Below are 20,000 nucleotides of genomic sequence, written 5' to 3' on the forward strand. Positions count from 1 at the left end.
TTAAATCTCGACAACGGTGGACGTGTTAATGACTTCGACTAACATATGATCACGTAATTTTACTGTTCCTTTATAGACAACAATATCATCAACTTGTAAACCATTATTAACTTGAACCCAGTCACCATTCCTTAGACCGAGCTCTACAGCTATTTTTTCAACTCGCTGATCATTATTGAGTTTGAAGACATAACGCTTGCTTCCTTTATAAACAACCGATTGCAATGGAATAGTAGTGGCAGGATCTTTATATAAAGATAATTCACCACTAACCATTGAGCCTGGCGTTAAATTGAGTTTGTGATTATCAATGGTAAATTGAGCTTGAATATTAAGAGTGTTGCTATTTATTCGGCTATCAAGAGTGGTTAGCGTAGTTGGAATAGGAGTGCTAAATTCTGAACTCGTGACCATTGCTATTTCACCAACTTTTAATTGACGTAAATACTGGGCTGAAATAGGAATGTTGATACGTAACTTGGAGGCATCATCTAAGGAGGTTAATAAAGTACTGGTATCAACCAGTTGACCAGGGCTGATATCAATCAGTCCAAGCTTTCCGGAGAAGGGAGCTCGTATATAGCTATTATCTAATGCAACTTGCGCGATTTTTAATTCAGCACGTTGTATCTCAATTTCGGCTTGTGCGAGATCGACATCTGACTGTTTAACAGCCCCTTTAGGTAATAGTTGTAGTAAATTGTGATATTGCCTTTTTTGCTCTGCTAAACGTGATTGTTCTCTTTTTAATACTGCTTTCTGATGGCGATTATCCAGAGAAAAAAGCAAGGTACCTGCTTGGATATATTCACCCGATGAGACATAGATATGATCTATTTTTCCAGCGACTTCTGATCTTATATCAATAGAATTAAGCGAGAATGTTGTACCGAGGAGTTGGATTTTATTATTGAGGCTTTGTTGTGAAGCCTTAACAACTTCTACAGTTACAGCTTTTTCTTCTGAACCTAAAGTAGCAACGGGTTTTTGATATAATACATAGCAAATAATGAGGGTAGCGATCAAAAGTAAAGTAGTGATACATTTCATGATAATAGGCATATAAATGTGTAAAAGATATTAAGAATGTCATTATAAAGGTAAATAAATTAGAATGATTTGATAGAGAGATTGTTTTGAATATCTAAACTAAATGTTGTGTAAGAATTTATTTCTAGAACATTATTCTAATAAGTGTCTATATGCACTATTTATTTAATTGGTAGATCATGCGTTATAATGCACGCTATTATATCTTATTATCTAGAACTTCCTGTTGCTTAAGTTAGACAGAGAAGATCAATTGTTCGGTACTGTTTGTTTTTGTGGTTTTTTGTGTTGTATTTTTGTAACTTCTTGAGTGGGAAAGGTGACCTGGATCACATTGCTGATTTAGAATAAAAAATTCATTTCTGTGAATTGAAATTCGCCTGATAACCTATTTTCGCTTTGTAATGTTGTCAAAGTAAAAATAACAAGGAGTGTTCAAGATGAATACTAAAAAACCAATGTCACTTACTGGCCGAGTTATTCTTGGTATGGTAATGGGTATTTTAACGGGCTTCGTCATTCGTAGCTTGTTTTCTGAAAATGGATTTGTCGATCTGTATGTTGTCAATGGCCTATTCGAGGTCGGTGGACAAATCTTCCTAGCCAGTTTAAAAATGCTGGTTGTACCTCTTGTCTTTGTTTCTCTTGTTTGTGGTACAAGCTCTCTTAAAGATGTGGCGACACTCGGTCGTCTCGGCAGTAAAACAGTGCTACTTTATGTATGTACTACAGCGATTGCTATTAGCTTAGCGTTAGTGATGGGTAACCTGTTCCAACCTGGCGCAGGTGCAGATCTTACTGCTGCAAGTAGTTTCCAATCAGCAACAGCACCTTCATTAGGCCAAGTCATTATTGACATGTTCCCAACGAACCCAATCAGCGCGATGGCGGAAGGCAAAACACTTCAAATTATTGTGTTTGCGGTATTATTTGGGATAGCAATCAGTGCATCAGGTAAGGCTGGTGAACGTATTGCTTCTATCTTTGTTGATTTAAATGAAGTCATCATGAAGTTAGTTGCTTTACTAATGCACATCGCTCCATATGGCGTATTCTTCCTAATGGCTAAGTTATTCACCGGTCTTGGTTTAAGCGCGATCTTTAACTTAGCAGAATACTTCTTCGTATTAGCGGGTACATTGCTGCTGCATGGTTTAGTTACTTACAGCCTACTACTAAAAGGCTTCACAGGTTTAAGCCCGAAAGTCTTCTTACGTAAGATGGAAGATGCTGTGATGTTTGCTTTTTCTACGGCATCATCAAATGCAACGATTCCAGTTACAATGGAAACAGCAAAGAACCGCTTAGGTGTTGATAACAAAGTATCATCATTCACGATCCCACTAGGTGCTACCATCAATATGGATGGTACGGCAATCATGCAAGGTGTTGCGACAGCCTTTATTGCTCAAGCATTTAATATCGATCTGACGATGGGCGATTACCTAATGGTTATCTTTACTGCCACTGTTGCGTCAATTGGTACTGCAGGGGTTCCAGGTGTTGGTCTTATTATGCTAGCGATGGTATTAAACCAAGTTGGTCTACCACTGGAAGGTATCGCATTAATCATGGGTGTTGACCGCTTACTTGATATGATTCGTACTGCTGTAAACATTACTGGTGATAGTGCGATGACTTGTATCGTGGCTAATTCAGAAGGCGCATTAGATAAAGAGCGCTTTAATGATCCCAATGCTGGTGTTAAAGAAGAAGAAGTACATTTAGCGACACGTACTGAAACTCAATCAGCTTAATCGATTTTAAGTTGATAATAAAAAACCACTTCATTTGAAGTGGTTTTTTTATATCTATTAATATGACCTAGGACACATCAGGCTATCAATAGCGACTAATCAGATATTATACCGTTAGTGCTTCATTCTCTTGCTCGATAAGTTCCGCTTTTTTGCTCGCTTCAATCATCTTACGGATAATAACAGAGGCAACCAAAGCAACACCAACCATAACAACGGCCATTACTGTTAGCATCATGAAGTAGTTACCATATACATTTTGCACCACTTCACGTGTGATTTCTTGACCTTTTTCCATTGCAATCGATGTTGATAATACCGCACCAATAATGCCACTTAGCGCCATTGCTACATAGAATAAGCTAACAGAGAAGTTCTCAATATGCTTTGGTGTTACCGATAGAATGAATGCAACAACTAAGCTACCAACAATAACCTCAGCAAACGCAAGGAAGAAGTGAATCGCTAGGAAAACTTCAGGGCGAATAATCACACTTTCACCGACATTCATTACAGAGAAAGTTAGTAAGCCAAATGCAAGTGCTGTCAGAACAAATGAAAAGCTAATTTTCGTTGCTGTTGTAAAGTGAATATTACGCTTTTCAAGTGCAGAGAAAATAATGGTAATTAATGGGCCAGCTACAATACACCATAGTGGGTTCATTGCCATTGATGCTTCAGGTGCAATTGGGATTAAACCAAATAACTCACCACGCATGGTATTGATGGTTACCATTGTCATTGATGTCATCATTTGACCGTAGTAAACAAAGAAGCAAGTAGTTAGCACAGTCATGATCAAAATCGTACCCATCTTTAGGGCTTCAGATTTTTTAGATTTAACCATCAAAGAGACAAAGTACAAAATTGCACATGTACCGATGGCGTAAACGATATTTTGACCAACGTCCATATTTGAGAACATGAAGAAAACCATAGCAATCATCGCACCAGATAGTGCAATAAATGCGAGCCAATTTTTCTTACTGACTGGTTGTTGATCGATTGGCGCTGCAACAGCAACTAAAGACTTGTTACAGATCACTAAAGTAATAAAGGCAAAAGAAGCCATTACTGCTGAGATCATGAAACCGCCATTAAAGCCAATAATAAGCACTAGCATTGGGAATAAGTATTGACCAAGTAATGCACCAACATTATTTACAGAGTAGTTGACTGGGTAGCAGTTTTCGAAATGCTCTTCGTTAGCAAATGTACGCTTGTACAGGCTAGGATAAGAAGGAGACATTAATCCACGAGAGTAACTTGCAAGAGCGATACCAATTAAACTCAGTGGTACATTCGTTGTTGATGCACCTAGTACAAGTAATAAGTAACCTGTGGCAAAACAGAAATAAGAAATCGTTAATGAACGATAAGCCCCAAGGAATTTATCGGCAATGAAACCGCCAGCGATAGCAAATAGTGGGCCAATAGAAGAGAAGGCACCTACAACCATCATGGTATTCGCTTCGCTATAACCTAAATCTTCTAGGAAAAAGCGGGTAAGAATGACCATCACCCCATAAAAAGATAAGCCAAACATTACTTGGCAGAACATCATCGATTTGTTTAATCTATTCCACATTATTGAGATCTCTTAGTTTAGATCCCGACAGTATAAAGCACTGTGAAATTGACGCAATCTGGTTTTACATAAACTAAACTCAAGAAAAGTCACGCACACGTTTGCGTAATGATCAGATTTGCAAAATTAAATTTCAATAACATTTTTAATGTCTAAATTATCAGTAGTGATAACATTTTCTTATGGTAATGTGCAATAAACCATCACGTGGATATATTGTAATACTATTGCTTTTATAGGTTGGAATAACTAAATGAAGGAGTAGAGTATAAAAAACATCCACCTTAATTGGCGAAGAAATGCAATTAAGGTGGATGTTGGCAGTGAAAGGCTGTGACTTAACGATTAATTATGAATTCGCTTCTTCACTTTCATTTGTTTTTTTGATGAAAGCATAAGTTAAACCTGTAACGACAGTGCCAGCAACAATTGCAATAAGGTACATCAATGCATGGTTAATCGCGCCAGGAATGGCAAGTACAAATAATCCGCCGTGTGGAGCCATCAGTTTTGCACCAAACAGCATTGACAATGCACCTGTTAATGAGCCACCTAAGAGACATGCAGGAATAACACGCATTGGATCTTTTGCCGCAAAAGGAATAGCACCTTCTGAAATAAAGCATAAACCGAGAACAAAAGAAGCTTTACCAGCTTCACGTTCACTTGCTGCAAACTTTTTCTTAGCTAAAAATGTCGCTAAACCCATACCTAGAGGCGGAACCATACCTGCGGCCATAATGGCAGCCATTGGCGCATAAGTTTGTGATGCTAATAGACCAACACCAAATGTATAAGCGGCTTTATTAATCGGACCACCTAAATCAAAACACATCATCGCACCGAGAATAACACCAAGCAATACTGCGTTTGCTGAACCCATGTTGTTTAAGAACTCGGTCATTGCAGCCATAATACTTGCAACAGGCGTGCCAACGACATAAATCATTACCAAACCAGTAAATAAGCTGGCAATAAATGGAATGATAAGAATTGGTTTCAATGCTTCCATCGATTGTGGCAGAGATAGCTTATCGGCAATAAATTTTGCTGAATAACCGGCAATAAAACCAGCTGCAATACCACCAAGGAAACCGGCTCCTAATGTACTTGCTAACATCCCACCAATTAGACCAGGTGCTAAACCAGGTCGGTCAGCAATAGAAAAAGCGATAAAACCTGCTAATACAGGGATCATTAATGCAAATGCTGCTCCGCCGCCAATATTCATTAATGCAGCAGGTAGTGAGCCTTCAACTTCAAATGCTTTAATACCAAAAACGAAAGATAAAGCAATGATCAAGCCCCCAGCAACGACAACAGGAAGCATGTGAGATACACCTGTCATTAAGTGCTTATAAACGCCTTTTTTCTCATCACTACTTGAAGCAGTAGAAGAACTACCAGAATGAGCATAAGTTTCAGCTTGAGAAAATGCGTTATTCATTTCTTCTTTTGTTTTCTTTAACGCTGGGCTCGTTGTTGTTTTATATAATTTCTTGCCATTAAAACGATCCAGAGGCACATCGATATCTGCAGCAATAATAACAAGATCGGCTTCTAGAATATCTTGATCAGTAAGTTGGTTTTTCGCCCCTACTGATCCGCGCGTTTCAACTTTAATATGATGGCCTTGACGCTTCGCTTCATTTTCCAGCGCTTCAGCAGCCATAAAGGTATGAGCGACACCTGTTGGACAAGCAGTAATGGCAACAATTTTTTTCTGAGATTGATCGTTGGCTACTGGAGTCTGTTTACTTTCAACATTAGTCAGTGTTACTGCTTTTTCTGCAGCTTGTTGTAAAAAAGCAACGCTGTCAGTTGTGCATTCGGAGATATCAGCCTGGTATACTTTTTTACCTTTGAAACGAGAAAGTTCAATGTCAACACTGGCTGCGATAACAATAAAATCTGCTTTCTCTATTTGTTCAGCAGTGAGCTCATTTGTCGGGGATACCGTTGATTGGCACTCAATGTCAGCATTCCAGTTAAGAGATTTACTTGCGCGCTCTAACAGGCCCGCAGCAATGATGCTATTTGCTATGCCGCTTGGGCATGCAGTTAAGATGGCAATATTCATAATGTTGACCTTTTTCTTATTTACTTTGTGCAGAGCAAAGAGTTTGTAATTGGATTTGTTGAATCATGTCGTTCAATTGATTTGTGTTCGCTACACCGACGCCAATTTGTGAAACAGCCAATGCTGAAAGGGCAGTCGCTTGCTTAAGAAGTGATGGTTTATCCATAGCTTGCATATGCCCCCAACATAAACCAGCCACTAATGTGTCACCAGCACCTACAGTACTAACGACTTTCATACGCGGAGGTTGGGATTGTAGCCATTCACCTTGGTTTAGCCACATTACGCCTTGAGGACCCATTGAAATAACAATGTTATCAATTCCTTTATCTGATAATTCAAGTGCTGCATGCTGACAATCTTCAGGAGTTGTTAATTTCTTACCAATGAACTCACCTAGTTCTTCTTCGTTAGGTTTAATTAACCATGGCTTTGACTCTAAGCCTGCTGCGAGAGCTTCACGACTACTATCAAAGATTACTTTTTTGCCTAGATCGTGTAATAACTGAATCCACTTTGCTGATTGGCTCGGCGTAATTCCTTTTGGTAAGCTCCCAGCAAAAACAAAGTAATCATGCTCTTTTGCTAAACGGATAAGCGTTGCTTCAAAGTTGGCTATATCTTGTGACGTTACTTGAACGCCAGGGAAGTTAAGATCGCTAACCTCACCATTATCCTCAACAAGCTTTACATTGATACGAGTTGAACCATCAACATAGATAAATTCATTTTTAGCATTGATATCGTGAAAAAGTTGCTGAAAAAGTTCAGGGTTGTTCTTGCCTAAAAATCCAGTAACTGTCACATCAGCACCAAGATCGCTAAGTACTTTAGCGACATTAACGCCTTTACCAGCAGCATGAATAGAGCTGCTAGAAACAAGGTTGACAGTTCCTTTTGTTAATGTACCAAGCTGCCCTGTTAAATCTAAAGCTGGGTTGAGTGTAATGGTGACTACTTTGTTGGTTACTTTTGAAGAGGCCATATTATTTTCCTTCTCCAAGCCCTGCAGCAATAGCATTACCAATCGCTTCTAATGCCTGTTTAGCATCATCACCATCAGCACTGAACTGAAGTTGATGACCGTGCTTCACACCTAAGGCGATAACTTTCATTAAGCTTTTTGCATTTACAGGCTTACCAGTACCATCTAAATTGGTAACAACAATTTTAGACTCAAATTTCTTCGCTTCAGCAACTAACATCGCTCCAGGTCTAGCATGAAGACCGTGGGTATTTTTAATGATAAAAGTAGCCGTATTATCATCATTTCCTGCTGGGGCTGACTCTTCCCCTTTTAAGATAGAAATGAGTTGCTCAGGCGTAGCGCTAAATAAAGAGGCCTGTTTATTTTCAAAAACAAGCTGTGTTAAAGTCGTTAAAATAGATTGGTGAGCATTATTACAGGCTGCAAAAGCAATCAAAGCTTTAACTGGTAACCCTTCATACTCACAATCGTTGGCAGTAGAGACAAAGGCAACACCAGTACGATTTGTTGCCACATTACTTGCGGTGACCCATAGACCTTGCCCAAGGTGTGTTGGCTTTTTAGTGACGATATCAGCAACAAATTCATTCTCAGCACAGCCGGTGTTTCTTAGCATGCCACTTGCAACGGCAGTCATTTGTAACATATCGCTAGAAGGAAAGAGTTGTTGGATTAGTGCTGCATCGAAATCAGCTTCTAGTTGAACTTGACCGTTTAGCAATGCAATTATTTCTTCTTCGTTTTGTGCATTTTTTAAATGTTCTTCAACACCGTCGGCAGAGAGAACTTTGGTCAACTGCTTTAAAATGCCTAAATGCTCATCTGATTTAGCTGCAATCCCGATAGCAACATAGACCGTATTACCATTTTCCCAGTCAACACCTTGTGGAAAATGATGAATGGCAACACCCGTTTGTTTTACTAGATCACGCGTATCGGTGGTGCCATGAGGAATAGCTATACCGTTTCCCAAGAAAGTAGAGTTTTGCCCCTCACGGTTGAGCATACCTTCAACATAACCTTCACCAACAAATCCTTTCTGAGTTAGATCAGCGGCTAAAGCTCGTATTGCAATAAATTTATCTGCGGCAGATTGTTGTAATTGTATATCTTCATTCGTTAGTTTTAGCATGTTGCCTCTTTAGCTATCAGCGATATTGGTTTTAGCTGAAACGATTCAGCATGAGGGTGTAAAAAAAGCAAATTTTGATATACAGGATCAAAAATTACTTTTTAGAGTATAGTCAATAATGAGTTAACTAATAATATTATTTAGATAGTTAAAATTGCGATCTAGTTTACACTTTTACTAGTAGCTGAATCATTTCAGCTACAATACTGAATCGGTTCAGCGTATAATTCAAGTATTGGTAAGATCAAATGTAAGTAAATATGATCTAACGCACAATTAAAGGTTTAATGATATGACACTTGATGATATTGCAAAATTAGCTGGAGTTTCAAAAACAACTGCTAGTTATGTCATTAACGGAAAAGCACAAAAATATCGCATTAGCGAAGCGACTCAAAAAAAAGTGATGGCAGTTGTGGAAGAGTATAACTACCGACCCGATCATGCCGCTTCATCGCTAAGGGCTGGGCATAGTCGTTCATTCGGGCTTATTATTCCAGATCTTGAAAACTCAAGTTATGCACGTTTGGCTAAACTTCTTGAGCAAAACTCAAGAAGTGCAGGCTATCAAATCTTGATAGGGTGTTCAGATGATGAACCTGAAACAGAAATTAAAGTAGCAGAAGCTTTAGTTAGTCGTCGTATCGATGCTTTATTTGTGGCCAGTTCTATTCCGCAGGCTAGTGAGTTTTATTTGAAACTGCAGCGATCAGGTACCCCTGTTATTGCAATTGATCGACCTTTAGATGATGAATATTTTTCATGCGTCATTAGTGAAGATTTTAGTAGTTCTTATGATTTAACCGATTCGGTACTAACGCCGCAGGTAAAAAGTATTGGTTTGATAGGGGCATTACCAGAATTAAATATTTCACATGAACGTCAATTGGGATTTGAATCAGCGTGTCAAAAGAGAAAATTGAATCTGCTAGAGCATTGTGTCATTGGCTATGGCGATCACTTTAACCGAGAATCTGGAAGCGCTGTATTTAAGCAATGGATAGCTAATGGCATTATTCCTGATTCAATAATCACAACATCATATACTTTGCTTGAAGGTGTGCTTGATGTGCTATTTGAAAAGCCAGAGTTGATGTCTAAAATTAAACTTGGCACATTTGGTGATAATCGATTATTAGATTTTATCCCTATTAAGGTAAACTCATTACCTCAGCAATTTGAAATGATTGCAGATAGTGCAATGGAGTTAGCATTAAATGCATCGGCTAAACGCTATCAACCAGGTGTCGAGTTAATTGCACGAAAAATAATAGTTAGACACTAGTGAATTGTAAAAGTACTCAGAGAACATCTTTTTCTGGGTACTGTTCAATAATAGCTGTTAGTTCATTTTGATGCTCTCTGAGCGCTTCTACACAATTCTCATCAATCTTACCTTCACTAGCCAGTCGCTCTAATTGAATTAATGCCATTGGAACGGAACCTGCTTGTCGGTATGGTCTATGACTGGTTAGATTATCGAAAATATTAGCAACTTTCATTATTCTCGCTGGTATAGAAATACTGGCGTGAGAGAGACCATTAGGGTAACCAGAGCCATCTAAATATTCATGCTGGGTGGTAATGATATTTTTTAACATATTAATGTCAAAATGCTGAGGTGAGCCAGTTTGGTCAATAAGTTCATCAATGATACCCACACCATTGATTAAGTGCTGCTTAATGGTATTTTTATCCTCGTTTGAAATATTACTACGACAGAGTAATTGTTGCTCAGATAAGGATGATTTTCCTATATCGTGTAACCGACAGAGTATCATTAAATTCTGAATAACTTCATGACCTAATTGATAATGTTCGGCGAGCTCTTGTGATAAAATGCGAATATAAGCATTTAAGCGCAGATGATGATATTGGCTCTCAGACCGATAACCAGAAGCCATATTCTTTCTTTCATTAGCATGAGATAAAATACGGTTAACAATATTTAAGTCTAATGAGAACTTTTCTTGCAAGTCATCAATATACTCTTTAATTACTCGGTCTGTGCAATATTCAAAATCGTTACTTCCCGCCGAATCTAGAAATAAGAAACCGGTAAACTGTTTTTGATTGAAAATAGGTACAGTAAGAGAAGAGTTAAAGCCTTGCTCAAGCAACCAACGAGAGTGTTGAGAGTCTGGTGTCACTTGTTGTGAAATATTCCCTAAAATACGCGGTTTGTTTTGCTCCGCAAGCGAACATAGCGACTTGGTGTTATCGATGCGCGTTTCATAGTAATTCATTGTTGAGTGAGACGACGCACTTTCAGCGTAGGTAGATAGCTTATCACTACTTGAATCATAAAATGCAAACGATACACGTTGCAGGTGAGGAAATTTAACCTGTAGATCGTCTTGTATATAGCTCAATTTAGTAGTGATTGACGCAATTTGAATTTTTGATTCACTTTTTGCTATCGTTACCATGACTTCTCATCTCCAAACTTATTTGACTGGAATGAGCACCGATAACACCATGGTGCTTATCTAATTAAGTATAGTTCGATATATTGAAAAGTAATGCAATTGCATATCAAATATTAAATATAACTATAGTTATCTAACTTTGATCGCAGAAATGATATTTTCCTCTGTACCGGGTTGCCATTTTACGTGCGGCAACATTGCAGCATGGTAAATCGGGGTTTGATACATAGAGGACAGCCACTGTTCAATTAAATCAAGCTGTTGTGATTTAAACCACCGCCTTTCTACTCGTGAAAACTGACGAACGAAAGGCAAGATCGCATAATCAGCAAGACCAGCTGAGCCACCTGATAAATATCGATTATTTTGCAATTTTTGGTTTAAGTGAATGAGTAATTGATAGCACTCTATGCGGTAGTCATCTTTGTCGGCATGGTGGTAGCGTGCTGCAATCTTATAGCGATCTAAGTTAGGAATAAACTCGTTATCGTGAAGTTGTACTAACTGCAATTGTGCTTGCCGTTGATCGACAGTGCAATGGTCAATGTAGCTATAGCTCCAAAGTAAAATATCTAAACTCTCGTCTATTACTACTTCATCGGGTAGTTGCAGAACCGGCACTGTTGATTTCGATGAACAACTTATCATTTCCATAGGTAAGTGACTCATATTAACCTCCCTAAGAATAAAAGTATGCTGATTTGCCAGTAAACCTAATCTTGCTCGCATAGCATAAGGACAAAAGCGAAGTGAATACAGGATAGGAAGGGGTTCAAGTAATTGTGCCATACCTTTAACTCTCTAAGTACCGTCGATGTAAATATAGATTCAATTGTGGTTTATTGCTGATTATATTTGGCATGATTGATCTCTGTTTTCTATACTTTTGCTATTAATTGATAAATATAGGGATCTACCATGAGAACTCTTCTCTTTTTGTTAACTTTAGCTTGGAGTTTAACCGCTCAATCAAAGGCTTTTGACCTTAAGTTACTACAAGAGTTTGGCTCTTCATATACGGTTTCACAAGAGCAACTGTTATCGCTACCACAAAAGGTGATTGTAACTGAGTTACCATGGGTTGAAGGACAAACTGAGTTCTCAGGAGTTTTAATTGGCGATATATTTAGCCTAATAAAAAAAGAGATACCAGACACAATTACTTTAATTGCATTAAATGATTATCAAGTCAGTGTACCGAGAGAAGATATTTTAGAGTATAGCCCAATAATTGCGATTAAAAAAAATGGTCAATTTATGAGTGTTAGGGATAAAGGCCCATATTGGTTGATATTCCCTTTGTCTGAGTATAAAGAAATAGACACTATGTATTATAGAGAAAAAATGATATGGCAAATTAAAGAGATATTTTATTAATGTATAATATATCGAGGGATAGTAAATGAATAAGTCATATCTATGTATAAAAACTATTATTGCATTGATTTTAGGAATAAGCATAGTTGTAAGTTTTTCAACCGCAAAACATATCAATAACGAACATGAACAAATCAATGTAAGAGCGAATGAAGGAAATTGGTTTATGTTTCAGTTGATAAAAGAATATGCGGGATTTTATATGCTATCTCAAAAAGATCCTATCAATTTTGATGAGTTAAATTTGGCTTACGATTTAACTTGGAGTCGATTCGATATAATTTTGCATAGTGAGGAGTCAAAGAATTTTATTCAGTTGTCAGATTTTGAAAGTTACTTTACTGGCTTGTTTATGGAACACCAAACTTTAGAGATGCCAATTAAAATGGTTGAGTCCGGAGGGCTAGCAAAAGAAAATCTAATTAAGAAAATTGAGTTAACTTATTTAGATTTATGGCTTTTTGTAAGAGATAACTTTAGAGTTCAGAACCCTTTAGTTGAAAAACATAATCATAAACATGAAAAAATGGTCTTGATACTGAATTTAAGCTTTGTCATATGCTTAGTGTGTATTTTTTTATTGTGGATTACTTTTTATCTTGAATATAGACATAATAAAAATCAGGTACTAAAAGATGAGTTGACTGGGTTAGGGACTCGATTTGGATTAATTAGTCAATTTGAGACGAGTTCGATGGATAGAGATAAATTTGACTTGATTTCTATTAAGTTGAAAAATATATCTGAAATAAACCTAAAGTATGGGATTGAATATGGCGATATGGTTCTAGCTACTTACGTTAATGATTTGATATTATCAATGCCTGTGCATGTTGATGGTTATCGATTTAGTAGTAGACAGTTTGTTTTAATTCTTGAAAAAGGAACGCTAGAGCACGTTACAGTTGAAAGGATAAAGAAAAAAACCAGTGATGTATTTAGTGTTGGTAATATTGAATTACTTGTTGATGCTAATGTGATTTTCAGATATTCAACGACGGCTGAGCAAGTGCTAAGATATTTACATGAAATGTAACACTTTACCTTTTCATATTAATCACTCTATCACAGTTACTTGCTTTATTAATGAGTGATTGATCAGGTGTGTAGCGAGTAATAAATTTTAAAAAACCGTGATAACTCAGTGGTTTTGAAAATAAGTAACCTTGTATTTTGTCACAACCCACGTTTTGTAAATATTTAAGCTGTTTTATACTCTCAACACCTTCACCTACAGTTGTCGCATTACTTGATTGCGCTAGGGAGATAATAGATGTGATCATGGCACTATCGTAATTATCAAGCAAGATTTTATCAATAAAGGTTTTATCTATTTTTAATTCATCGACAGGGTAGTTTAATAATTGGTTGAAAGCTGTGTAACCAGTGCCAAAGTCATCGAGAGAAACTTGCATTCCAAAACTACGTAAAGAGTTAATAGTATTTATAGTTAACTGAGAGCTTTTAACAAAAGTCGTTTCAGTTATTTCAATGATTATTTTGCTTGGGTCAATAGAATGTTGATCCAAAATTTCTTTTACAGTTTCCGGAAAATGTCTGTTATACAGTTCTAAAGCCGATATGTTAATCGAAATAGTACCTTGAAAGCCATATTTTAGAGAAAGGTTTTTATAGCATAGAATTGACTTCCTAATCACCCATAAATCTATTCTTGTGACCAATTTACATCTTTCAGCTATTGGAATGAAAGTATCAGGCCCTATAGTGTTATATTTTTTAGGTAAACGAATTAATATTTCAGCACCATCTATTTCTAGTGAGTTAGCTTTAACAATGGGCATAAACTGAAGATCGAAGTCATCGTTGTCGCAACAAGCTATCAGTTTCTTCTCTATTTCATCTCTATATTTAATGGTATCAATTAAATCTTCACCTATAATAATTTGTTTTTCATACTTTTTCCCTTCAATGAAAATCTCATCAATGCATCGATTCCATAGTTTATTGAAATCAGTGATGTCGACAGGAAGAAAACCCGATGCGAGTTTAATTTTTAAATCGTACTTATCAATTGTCGTTAATTTTACTACTTTCTCATTTAGATTAGCAATGCTATTCGTTATATTATTTCGTTTGTTAACTTTAACTAAAGCAATAAATTGATTACCAGAAAGTCGAGCAATTGAATATTCATTGCAGTTAAGACCGTAAGAAGATTGTTGCTGTGAAATGATCTGTCTTAGTGAGTTAGCAAAGCTCACTAAGACAGTATCACCGAATTTTTCGCCATATAAATCATTGACTTTTTTGAAGTCTATGATATCCCAACAAATGATCGCATATTTTGAAGGGGATTTATTGGCGAGAGTAAAGTATAAATACTTAATAAATGAACGTCTATTTGCGAGTCTTGTCAGTTGATCAAACTCTGCTTCATACTTAATCCCAGTGAGTGAATCAATATAAGCATTATTAAGAAGGGCAATTTCATTTTTATCAGATGAGCGATGGAAATGTCGAAGTTGTAAGTTACCAAGGGATATACTTTTGAGTAGCTTTTCGATAGGAATTATTAATTGATGTTTTATGATTGAGTAAATAAGAGTTAAGATAATAACCAACAAGCAAAAGAACAGTCCAGCTGTAACGAATAAAATATTTTGTTGACTATGCATGAAGTGATAGTCATCAATAGTAGCTATAATGAAGAAGTAGTCATCCATTAATGATATAATAACTTTCCCATCATCAATGTTATGCTCAGGTTTTATCGTGTTTATTGGTTTTAAATTTATACTGATATACTCGTTATGATTATATTTTTCAATTAATGCACTTAATGATTTCAGTGGGATGTCAATAGCAAGGATAAAGTGTTCTTTTCCATTTTTAGTCGTCAAAGTCATATTGGTTGTCCTAACGATTCTTATGGTCTCATCAATAGACGAATAATTAGAGAAATTATCCTTATCACTATTACTTGCGTAATGATTAAATACAGCGCTATACACATTATCGGGTATGTTTTCAACATCACTGGAAATGATACTATTTTTATTGAAGAGAACATTAAAGTTAGGGTTGATTACATAGAGATCAGCATTATCAATCAACTCAAAGGATCGCTTTTTCATGATGTCAAGGATATTGCCCATACTCAATGGGTTATCGTTGCTTTTTTGTTGAGAAGAAGATTCTTTTATAGCAGTGATAGAGTTCTTCATGACAAGAGAAATAAGTTTGATTTGGTATGAGTTGTCAACTAAGGCGAGGCTGACTTCATGATGCAGTTGCTCTTTAATCATTTGCTCATCATGAGCTGCTATAAAGTGGGCAACAGTAAGGCTAGATATGCCAAAGACAAGAATCAAAATTGGTACTAAAACGATGTAAAGTTTCTTTAAAACAGTCATTTATATCAGCCATTTCACTATTAACCTATTAATGTTAGTTCAAAACAAACATATACGCTTTGTTTATATGCTTACTCATTTTTTATGTATTAAAGTGATTTAAACTCAAACATTATCACCTAGATATTTTATTAATGAGAACATGATGTTAGATTTAGTCCTATACTAGAAAAACCTTTAGTCACTGGTAGAAAAGGGAAGATAAATGGTAGCAATTCACTACAAAACATTGCATTTGATCACTTTGAGTCTGTTTTGTTCACAACTATTTGCAGAAGAAGTGGTGCTGGATAAGTCTGTTCAAATAATTGAAACGAAAAGCCTTGTTGGTTTTGGAAGTGCAAAATATAGCGATTCATTTACACATTTTGATTATGTAAACCCAGATGCTCCTAAATATGGCAAAATCACTTATGGGCAAGTAGGGACGTTTGATAGCTTTAATCGTTTTGGATCGCGTGGTGTTGCTGCGGCTTATTCAGGTGAACTTTATGACACATTGATGTTCTCTCCAAGTGATGAAATAGATGCTTATTATCCATTGATTGCTAAAAATATCCGTTATGCAGACGATTTTTCTTGGTTGGAAATGGAAATTAACCCTAATGCACGCTTTCAGGATGGTAAACCTATTACGGCACATGACGTTGCGTTTACCTTTGATAAGTTCATGACGGAAGGGGTGCCTCAATATCGGGTCTATTACCAAGATATTCAATCTGTTGTCGCGAAACAAGACTTACTGGTTCGTATTGAAATGTCAGAGCCCAATCGTGAAAAGTTATTCAGCTTTGCTCAAAGTACACGTGTTTTACCTAAGCACTTCTGGCAAGAGAGAAAGCTTTCTGAACCACTTAGTGAGCCACCAGTAGGTAGTGGTCCGTATCAGGTCATGGATTACAAACCAGGGCAGAGTGTGACTTATACCTTGACCCCTGATTACTGGGCAAGCAATTTACCTGTTAATGTAGGGCGCAACAACTTCGAGCAGATCCAATATGATTACTACCGAGATGACACTGTTATGCTTGAGGCGTTTAAAGCGGGTGAGTTTGACCTACGCCAAGAGAATTCTGCTAAGTTTTGGGCAAATTCTTACACTGGAGCTAATTTTGACAAAGGTTTCATTAAGAAAGTAGAAATCCCACATCAGAAGCCAGAAAGTACTCAGGTGTTTGTATTCAATACACAAAATGAAATTTTTAAAAATCCTAAAGTCCGTGAAGCATTAAGTTATGCCATGGACTTTGAGTGGATGAATAAAAATATGTTTTATGATCAATACACTCGCACACGCAGTTACTTTCAAAATACTGAATATGAAGCGAAAGGGCTACCAAGTGCTGAAGAGTTGGAAGTTTTAACACCATTTAAAGATCAAATTCCAGCACGCGTATTTACACATGAGTACCAACCGTCAGTCACTGATGGTTCAGGTCGAATTCGTCCTCAGCTTCGCCTTGCTTTTCAGTTATTGAAAGAAGCTGGTTGGGAGCTTAATAATAAAGTCATGACCAATAAAGAAACTGGGCAGGTTCTTAGTTTCGAGTTGTTGATTTATAGCCCGACCACTGAGCGCATAGCTATTCCTATTCAGAAAAATATGCGTTTGATGGGTGTGAATATGAACATTCGCACCATTGATACCACACAATATATCAAGCGATTACGAGATCGTGACTTTGATATGGTTTCTTCGGCATATTCAGCCAACCCATACCCAAGCCCAAATATGATGATAGCGTGGAACTCTCATTACATTGATTCAACTTACAACACTGCAGGTGTTATGGATCCTGTCATTGACGAACTCACGATTGCCATTGCCGAGAATCAGCAAAACCCACAAAAACTGAAAGCATTAGGGCTCTCTTTAGATCGTATTTTACAGTGGAACCATTACATTATCCCTCAGTGGTATTTAAGTGCGTATCGAGTTGCAATGTGGGACAAGTTTGAAAGACCGGAAATATTACCAACCTACGATTTAGGTATTGATACATGGTGGATTTCAGAAGAAAAGGCACGCCTACTTCCAGAGAAGCGTCGCTAAAAGCAGGATAAAGGAACAAAATAATGGCTGCGTATATATTTAGGCGCTTGTTACTGGTTATTCCGACCCTTTGGGCGATCATAACCATTAACTTTTTTATTATCCAAATAGCACCTGGAGGTCCAGTTGAGCAAGCCGTGGCTCAATTAAAGGGGCATAACTCTGGGATTATGGAACGCTTCAGTGGCGGGGGAAGTGAAGTTGATTTAGGTGCAACTGAAAAATCAGATAGTAGTGGCTATCGTGGTTCACGTGGTCTCGATCCCGAAGTCGTTGAGGAGATACGTAAGCAATTTGGTTTTGATAAGCCATTGCACGTGCGCTACTTCGAAATGCTAAAGAACTATGCCACCTTTAATTTTGGCGAGAGCTTATTTAAAGGCGGTAATGTGATCGATTTAATCGTAGAGCGTTTGCCTGTTTCCATATCTCTAGGGTTGTGGAGCACGTTAATCATCTACTTGATCTCTATTCCGCTGGGTATCATGAAAGCGATCCATCATGGATCTCGTTTTGATATTTGGTCTAGTGCCATGATCATTGTCGGCTACGCCATTCCTGGTTTCTTATTTGCGATTATTTTGATCATTGTTTTTTCGAGTGGCAACTACTTCAGTTGGTTCCCACTGCGCGGACTCGTATCGAGCAATTTTGATCAGTTATCATGGTTTGAGCAAATTATCGATTACTTCTGGCACTTAACTCTGCCTATTCTTGCTATGGTCATTGGTGGGTTTGCCACATTAAGTATGCTAACCAAAAACTCTTTTCTTGATGAGATCAATAAGCAGTATGTGGTAACAGCCCGAGCGAAAGGGCTCGATGAGAAAGGCATTTTGTACAAGCATGTTTTCCGTAATGCGATGCTTATTATTATAGCCGGCTTTCCAAGTGCTTTTATCAGTATCTTTTTTACGGGTTCGATGCTTATTGAGGTGATGTTCTCATTGGAAGGGATTGGATTGTTGGGCTTTGAATCGACTATTCAACGTGATTATCCGGTCGTGTTTAGCTCATTATATATTATGACGCTGCTTGGTTTGGTTTTGAGTATTATTTCTGATTTAACCTATACTTGGGTTGATCCTCGTATTGATTTTGAGGCTCGATAATGACATCTGTATCTAAAAGTGTTCAGCCTAGATTCAAAAATCCAATGACTCAAGCCCGCTGGCTACGGTTTAAAATGAATCGACGTGGTTATTGGTCAATGTGGATTTTCGCCGCTCTATTTTTCTTTAGCTTATTTGCTGAGTTAGTTGCAAACGACAAGCCGCTATTAATTGAATACAACAACCAGTGGTACTACCCAATCGTTGAGCAGTATAGTGAAACCCAATTTGGTGGTGAGTTTGAAACCGAAGCGGACTATACCGATCCCTATGTGATCGACCTGATTGAAGAGAGCGGCTTTATTATTTGGCCTTTGATCCGTTTTGGTTATGACACGATCAATTATGACATCGTTGGATCCGTTCCATCAGCTCCAGATCGTCACAACTTATTAGGCACCGATGACAAAGGACGAGATGTGCTGGCTAGGGTGATTTATGGCTTTAGGATCTCAGTGCTGTTTGGTTTTGTATTAACGATCGTTTCGAGTGTGATAGGAATTGGGGTTGGTGCAACACAAGGCTACTATGGTGGTTGGATTGATCTCTTCGGGCAACGTTTCATTGAAGTATGGTCAGGCATGCCAACGCTCTTTCTGCTGATTATCTTATCTAGCTTTGTTGAACCTAATTTCTGGTGGCTACTGGGCATTATGGTGCTATTTAGTTGGATGGGGCTGGTCGGTATTGTCCGTGCTGAGTTTTTACGTTGTCGTAATTTTGATTATGTCCGAGCTGCACAAGCAATGGGCGTCGATGATAAGCGCATAATGCTTCGTCACATGTTACCTAATGCTATGGTCGCTTCATTAACCATGATGCCTTTCATTTTATCTGGCTCTGTAACCACATTGACTTCACTGGATTTTCTTGGCTTTGGTCTTCCTGCAGGATCCCCTTCGTTGGGTGAATTATTAGCGCAAGGTAAAGCAAATTTACAAGCACCGTGGCTAGGTATATCAGCATTCGCCGTCTTATCACTAATGCTAACGTTATTGGTATTTGTCGGTGAGGCTGTCCGTGATGCATTCGATCCACATCAGCAAAGGTAGTGCTGATC

At 37.5% G+C, this 20,000-nt stretch carries 15 protein-coding genes; 7 read left to right on the forward strand and 8 right to left on the reverse strand.

All coding sequences use genetic code 11. The features are described from left to right. On the reverse strand, positions 1-1,050 hold the full coding sequence (locus BCU68_RS08195; RefSeq protein ID WP_157935187.1) for an efflux RND transporter periplasmic adaptor subunit: 1,050 nt from the start codon (positions 1,048-1,050) through the stop codon (positions 1-3). A 440-nt stretch (positions 1,051-1,490) separates the two neighbouring features. Here BCU68_RS08195 and BCU68_RS08200 point away from each other — a divergent pair, with 440 nt between their 5' ends. After that, entirely contained in the window at positions 1,491-2,807 is a 1,317-nt protein-coding gene (locus BCU68_RS08200; protein ID WP_102564299.1) for a dicarboxylate/amino acid:cation symporter, read from the forward strand. Between the two features lie 106 nt (positions 2,808-2,913). Here BCU68_RS08200 and BCU68_RS08205 read toward each other — a convergent pair whose 3' ends face one another. The 4 genes from BCU68_RS08205 to fruB form a co-directional block, all read right to left on the reverse strand. Continuing rightward, positions 2,914-4,395, reverse strand: coding sequence for an oligopeptide:H+ symporter (locus tag BCU68_RS08205; RefSeq protein WP_102564300.1), 1,482 nt, complete (start codon positions 4,393-4,395; stop codon positions 2,914-2,916). Positions 4,396-4,744: 349 nt separating this feature from the next. Next, the gene (gene fruA, locus BCU68_RS08210) at positions 4,745-6,475 is read right to left on the reverse strand and encodes a PTS fructose transporter subunit IIBC (RefSeq protein WP_102564301.1); all 1,731 of its coding nucleotides are present in this window, start codon (positions 6,473-6,475) and stop codon (positions 4,745-4,747) included. A 16-nt stretch (positions 6,476-6,491) separates the two neighbouring features. Next, on the reverse strand, positions 6,492-7,460 hold the full coding sequence (gene pfkB / locus BCU68_RS08215; protein WP_102564302.1) for a 1-phosphofructokinase: 969 nt from the start codon (positions 7,458-7,460) through the stop codon (positions 6,492-6,494). A gap of 1 nt (position 7,461) precedes the next feature. Further along, a complete protein-coding gene (gene fruB, locus BCU68_RS08220) occupies positions 7,462-8,595 on the reverse strand; it encodes a fused PTS fructose transporter subunit IIA/HPr protein (protein WP_102564303.1) in 1,134 nt (377 codons plus the stop codon). A 292-nt stretch (positions 8,596-8,887) separates the two neighbouring features. On the opposite strand from fruB, the gene cra reads away from it, so the two are divergent. After that, positions 8,888-9,880 (forward strand): catabolite repressor/activator, encoded by a 993-nt coding sequence (cra, locus tag BCU68_RS08225; protein WP_102564304.1) that lies wholly within the window; start codon positions 8,888-8,890, stop codon positions 9,878-9,880. Positions 9,881-9,896: 16 nt separating this feature from the next. Here cra and BCU68_RS08230 read toward each other — a convergent pair whose 3' ends face one another. Next, positions 9,897-11,024 carry an HD domain-containing phosphohydrolase gene (locus tag BCU68_RS08230; RefSeq protein ID WP_102564305.1) on the reverse strand — a complete coding sequence of 376 codons (1,128 nt, stop codon included), beginning with the start codon at positions 11,022-11,024 and terminating at the stop codon, positions 9,897-9,899. A gap of 129 nt (positions 11,025-11,153) precedes the next feature. Then, positions 11,154-11,813 carry a glutathione S-transferase gene (locus BCU68_RS08235; RefSeq protein WP_102564306.1) on the reverse strand — a complete coding sequence of 220 codons (660 nt, stop codon included), beginning with the start codon at positions 11,811-11,813 and terminating at the stop codon, positions 11,154-11,156. A 129-nt stretch (positions 11,814-11,942) separates the two neighbouring features. On the opposite strand from BCU68_RS08235, the gene BCU68_RS08240 reads away from it, so the two are divergent. Together BCU68_RS08240 and BCU68_RS08245 are read left to right on the forward strand one after the other, a co-directional pair. Beyond that, positions 11,943-12,401, forward strand: a complete 459-nt coding sequence (locus BCU68_RS08240) for a hypothetical protein (protein WP_102564307.1) — start codon at positions 11,943-11,945, stop codon at positions 12,399-12,401. Positions 12,402-12,426: 25 nt separating this feature from the next. After that, a complete protein-coding gene (locus tag BCU68_RS08245) occupies positions 12,427-13,437 on the forward strand; it encodes a diguanylate cyclase (protein ID WP_102564308.1) in 1,011 nt (336 codons plus the stop codon). 4 nt (positions 13,438-13,441) lie between these two features. On the opposite strand, the gene BCU68_RS08250 is transcribed toward BCU68_RS08245, so the two are convergent. Beyond that, a complete protein-coding gene (locus BCU68_RS08250; RefSeq protein ID WP_102564309.1) occupies positions 13,442-15,775 on the reverse strand; it encodes a GGDEF domain-containing phosphodiesterase in 2,334 nt (777 codons plus the stop codon). A 250-nt stretch (positions 15,776-16,025) separates the two neighbouring features. On the opposite strand from BCU68_RS08250, the gene BCU68_RS08255 reads away from it, so the two are divergent. The 3 genes from BCU68_RS08255 to BCU68_RS08265 are packed head-to-tail and all read left to right on the forward strand — an operon-like array spanning position 16,026 to position 19,992. After that, positions 16,026-17,828 carry an extracellular solute-binding protein gene (locus BCU68_RS08255; RefSeq protein ID WP_241901316.1) on the forward strand — a complete coding sequence of 601 codons (1,803 nt, stop codon included), beginning with the start codon at positions 16,026-16,028 and terminating at the stop codon, positions 17,826-17,828. Between the two features lie 23 nt (positions 17,829-17,851). Beyond that, a complete protein-coding gene (locus BCU68_RS08260) occupies positions 17,852-18,940 on the forward strand; it encodes a microcin C ABC transporter permease YejB (protein ID WP_102564311.1) in 1,089 nt (362 codons plus the stop codon). Then, positions 18,940-19,992: an ABC transporter permease gene (locus BCU68_RS08265; protein WP_102564312.1), complete on the forward strand. Its 1,053-nt coding sequence runs from the start codon at positions 18,940-18,942 to the stop codon at positions 19,990-19,992. Before BCU68_RS08260 ends, BCU68_RS08265 begins: the two co-directional genes overlap by 1 nt. The last annotated feature ends 8 nt before the right edge of the window (positions 19,993-20,000 follow it).

This window comes from Vibrio sp. 10N.286.49.B3 (assembly GCF_002873395.1).
Classification (GTDB): domain Bacteria; phylum Pseudomonadota; class Gammaproteobacteria; order Enterobacterales; family Vibrionaceae; genus Vibrio.

Excerpts from the sequence above, each read along its gene's own strand:
- BCU68_RS08200 (WP_102564299.1), top strand. The coding sequence starts at position 1,491 with ATGAATACTAAAAAACCAATGTCACTTACTGGCCGAGTTATTCTTGGT.
- fruA (WP_102564301.1), bottom strand. The coding sequence starts at position 6,475 with ATGAATATTGCCATCTTAACTGCATGCCCAAGCGGCATAGCAAATAGC.
- BCU68_RS08245 (WP_102564308.1), top strand. The coding sequence starts at position 12,427 with ATGAATAAGTCATATCTATGTATAAAAACTATTATTGCATTGATTTTA.
- BCU68_RS08260 (WP_102564311.1), top strand. The coding sequence starts at position 17,852 with ATGGCTGCGTATATATTTAGGCGCTTGTTACTGGTTATTCCGACCCTT.
- pfkB (WP_102564302.1), bottom strand. The coding sequence starts at position 7,460 with ATGGCCTCTTCAAAAGTAACCAACAAAGTAGTCACCATTACACTCAAC.
- cra (WP_102564304.1), top strand. The coding sequence starts at position 8,888 with ATGACACTTGATGATATTGCAAAATTAGCTGGAGTTTCAAAAACAACT.
- BCU68_RS08265 (WP_102564312.1), top strand. The coding sequence starts at position 18,940 with ATGACATCTGTATCTAAAAGTGTTCAGCCTAGATTCAAAAATCCAATG.
- BCU68_RS08250 (WP_102564309.1), bottom strand. The coding sequence starts at position 15,775 with ATGACTGTTTTAAAGAAACTTTACATCGTTTTAGTACCAATTTTGATT.
- BCU68_RS08230 (WP_102564305.1), bottom strand. The coding sequence starts at position 11,024 with ATGGTAACGATAGCAAAAAGTGAATCAAAAATTCAAATTGCGTCAATC.
- fruB (WP_102564303.1), bottom strand. The coding sequence starts at position 8,595 with ATGCTAAAACTAACGAATGAAGATATACAATTACAACAATCTGCCGCA.
- BCU68_RS08195 (WP_157935187.1), bottom strand. The coding sequence starts at position 1,050 with ATGAAATGTATCACTACTTTACTTTTGATCGCTACCCTCATTATTTGC.
- BCU68_RS08235 (WP_102564306.1), bottom strand. The coding sequence starts at position 11,813 with ATGGCACAATTACTTGAACCCCTTCCTATCCTGTATTCACTTCGCTTT.
- BCU68_RS08240 (WP_102564307.1), top strand. The coding sequence starts at position 11,943 with ATGAGAACTCTTCTCTTTTTGTTAACTTTAGCTTGGAGTTTAACCGCT.
- BCU68_RS08205 (WP_102564300.1), bottom strand. The coding sequence starts at position 4,395 with ATGTGGAATAGATTAAACAAATCGATGATGTTCTGCCAAGTAATGTTT.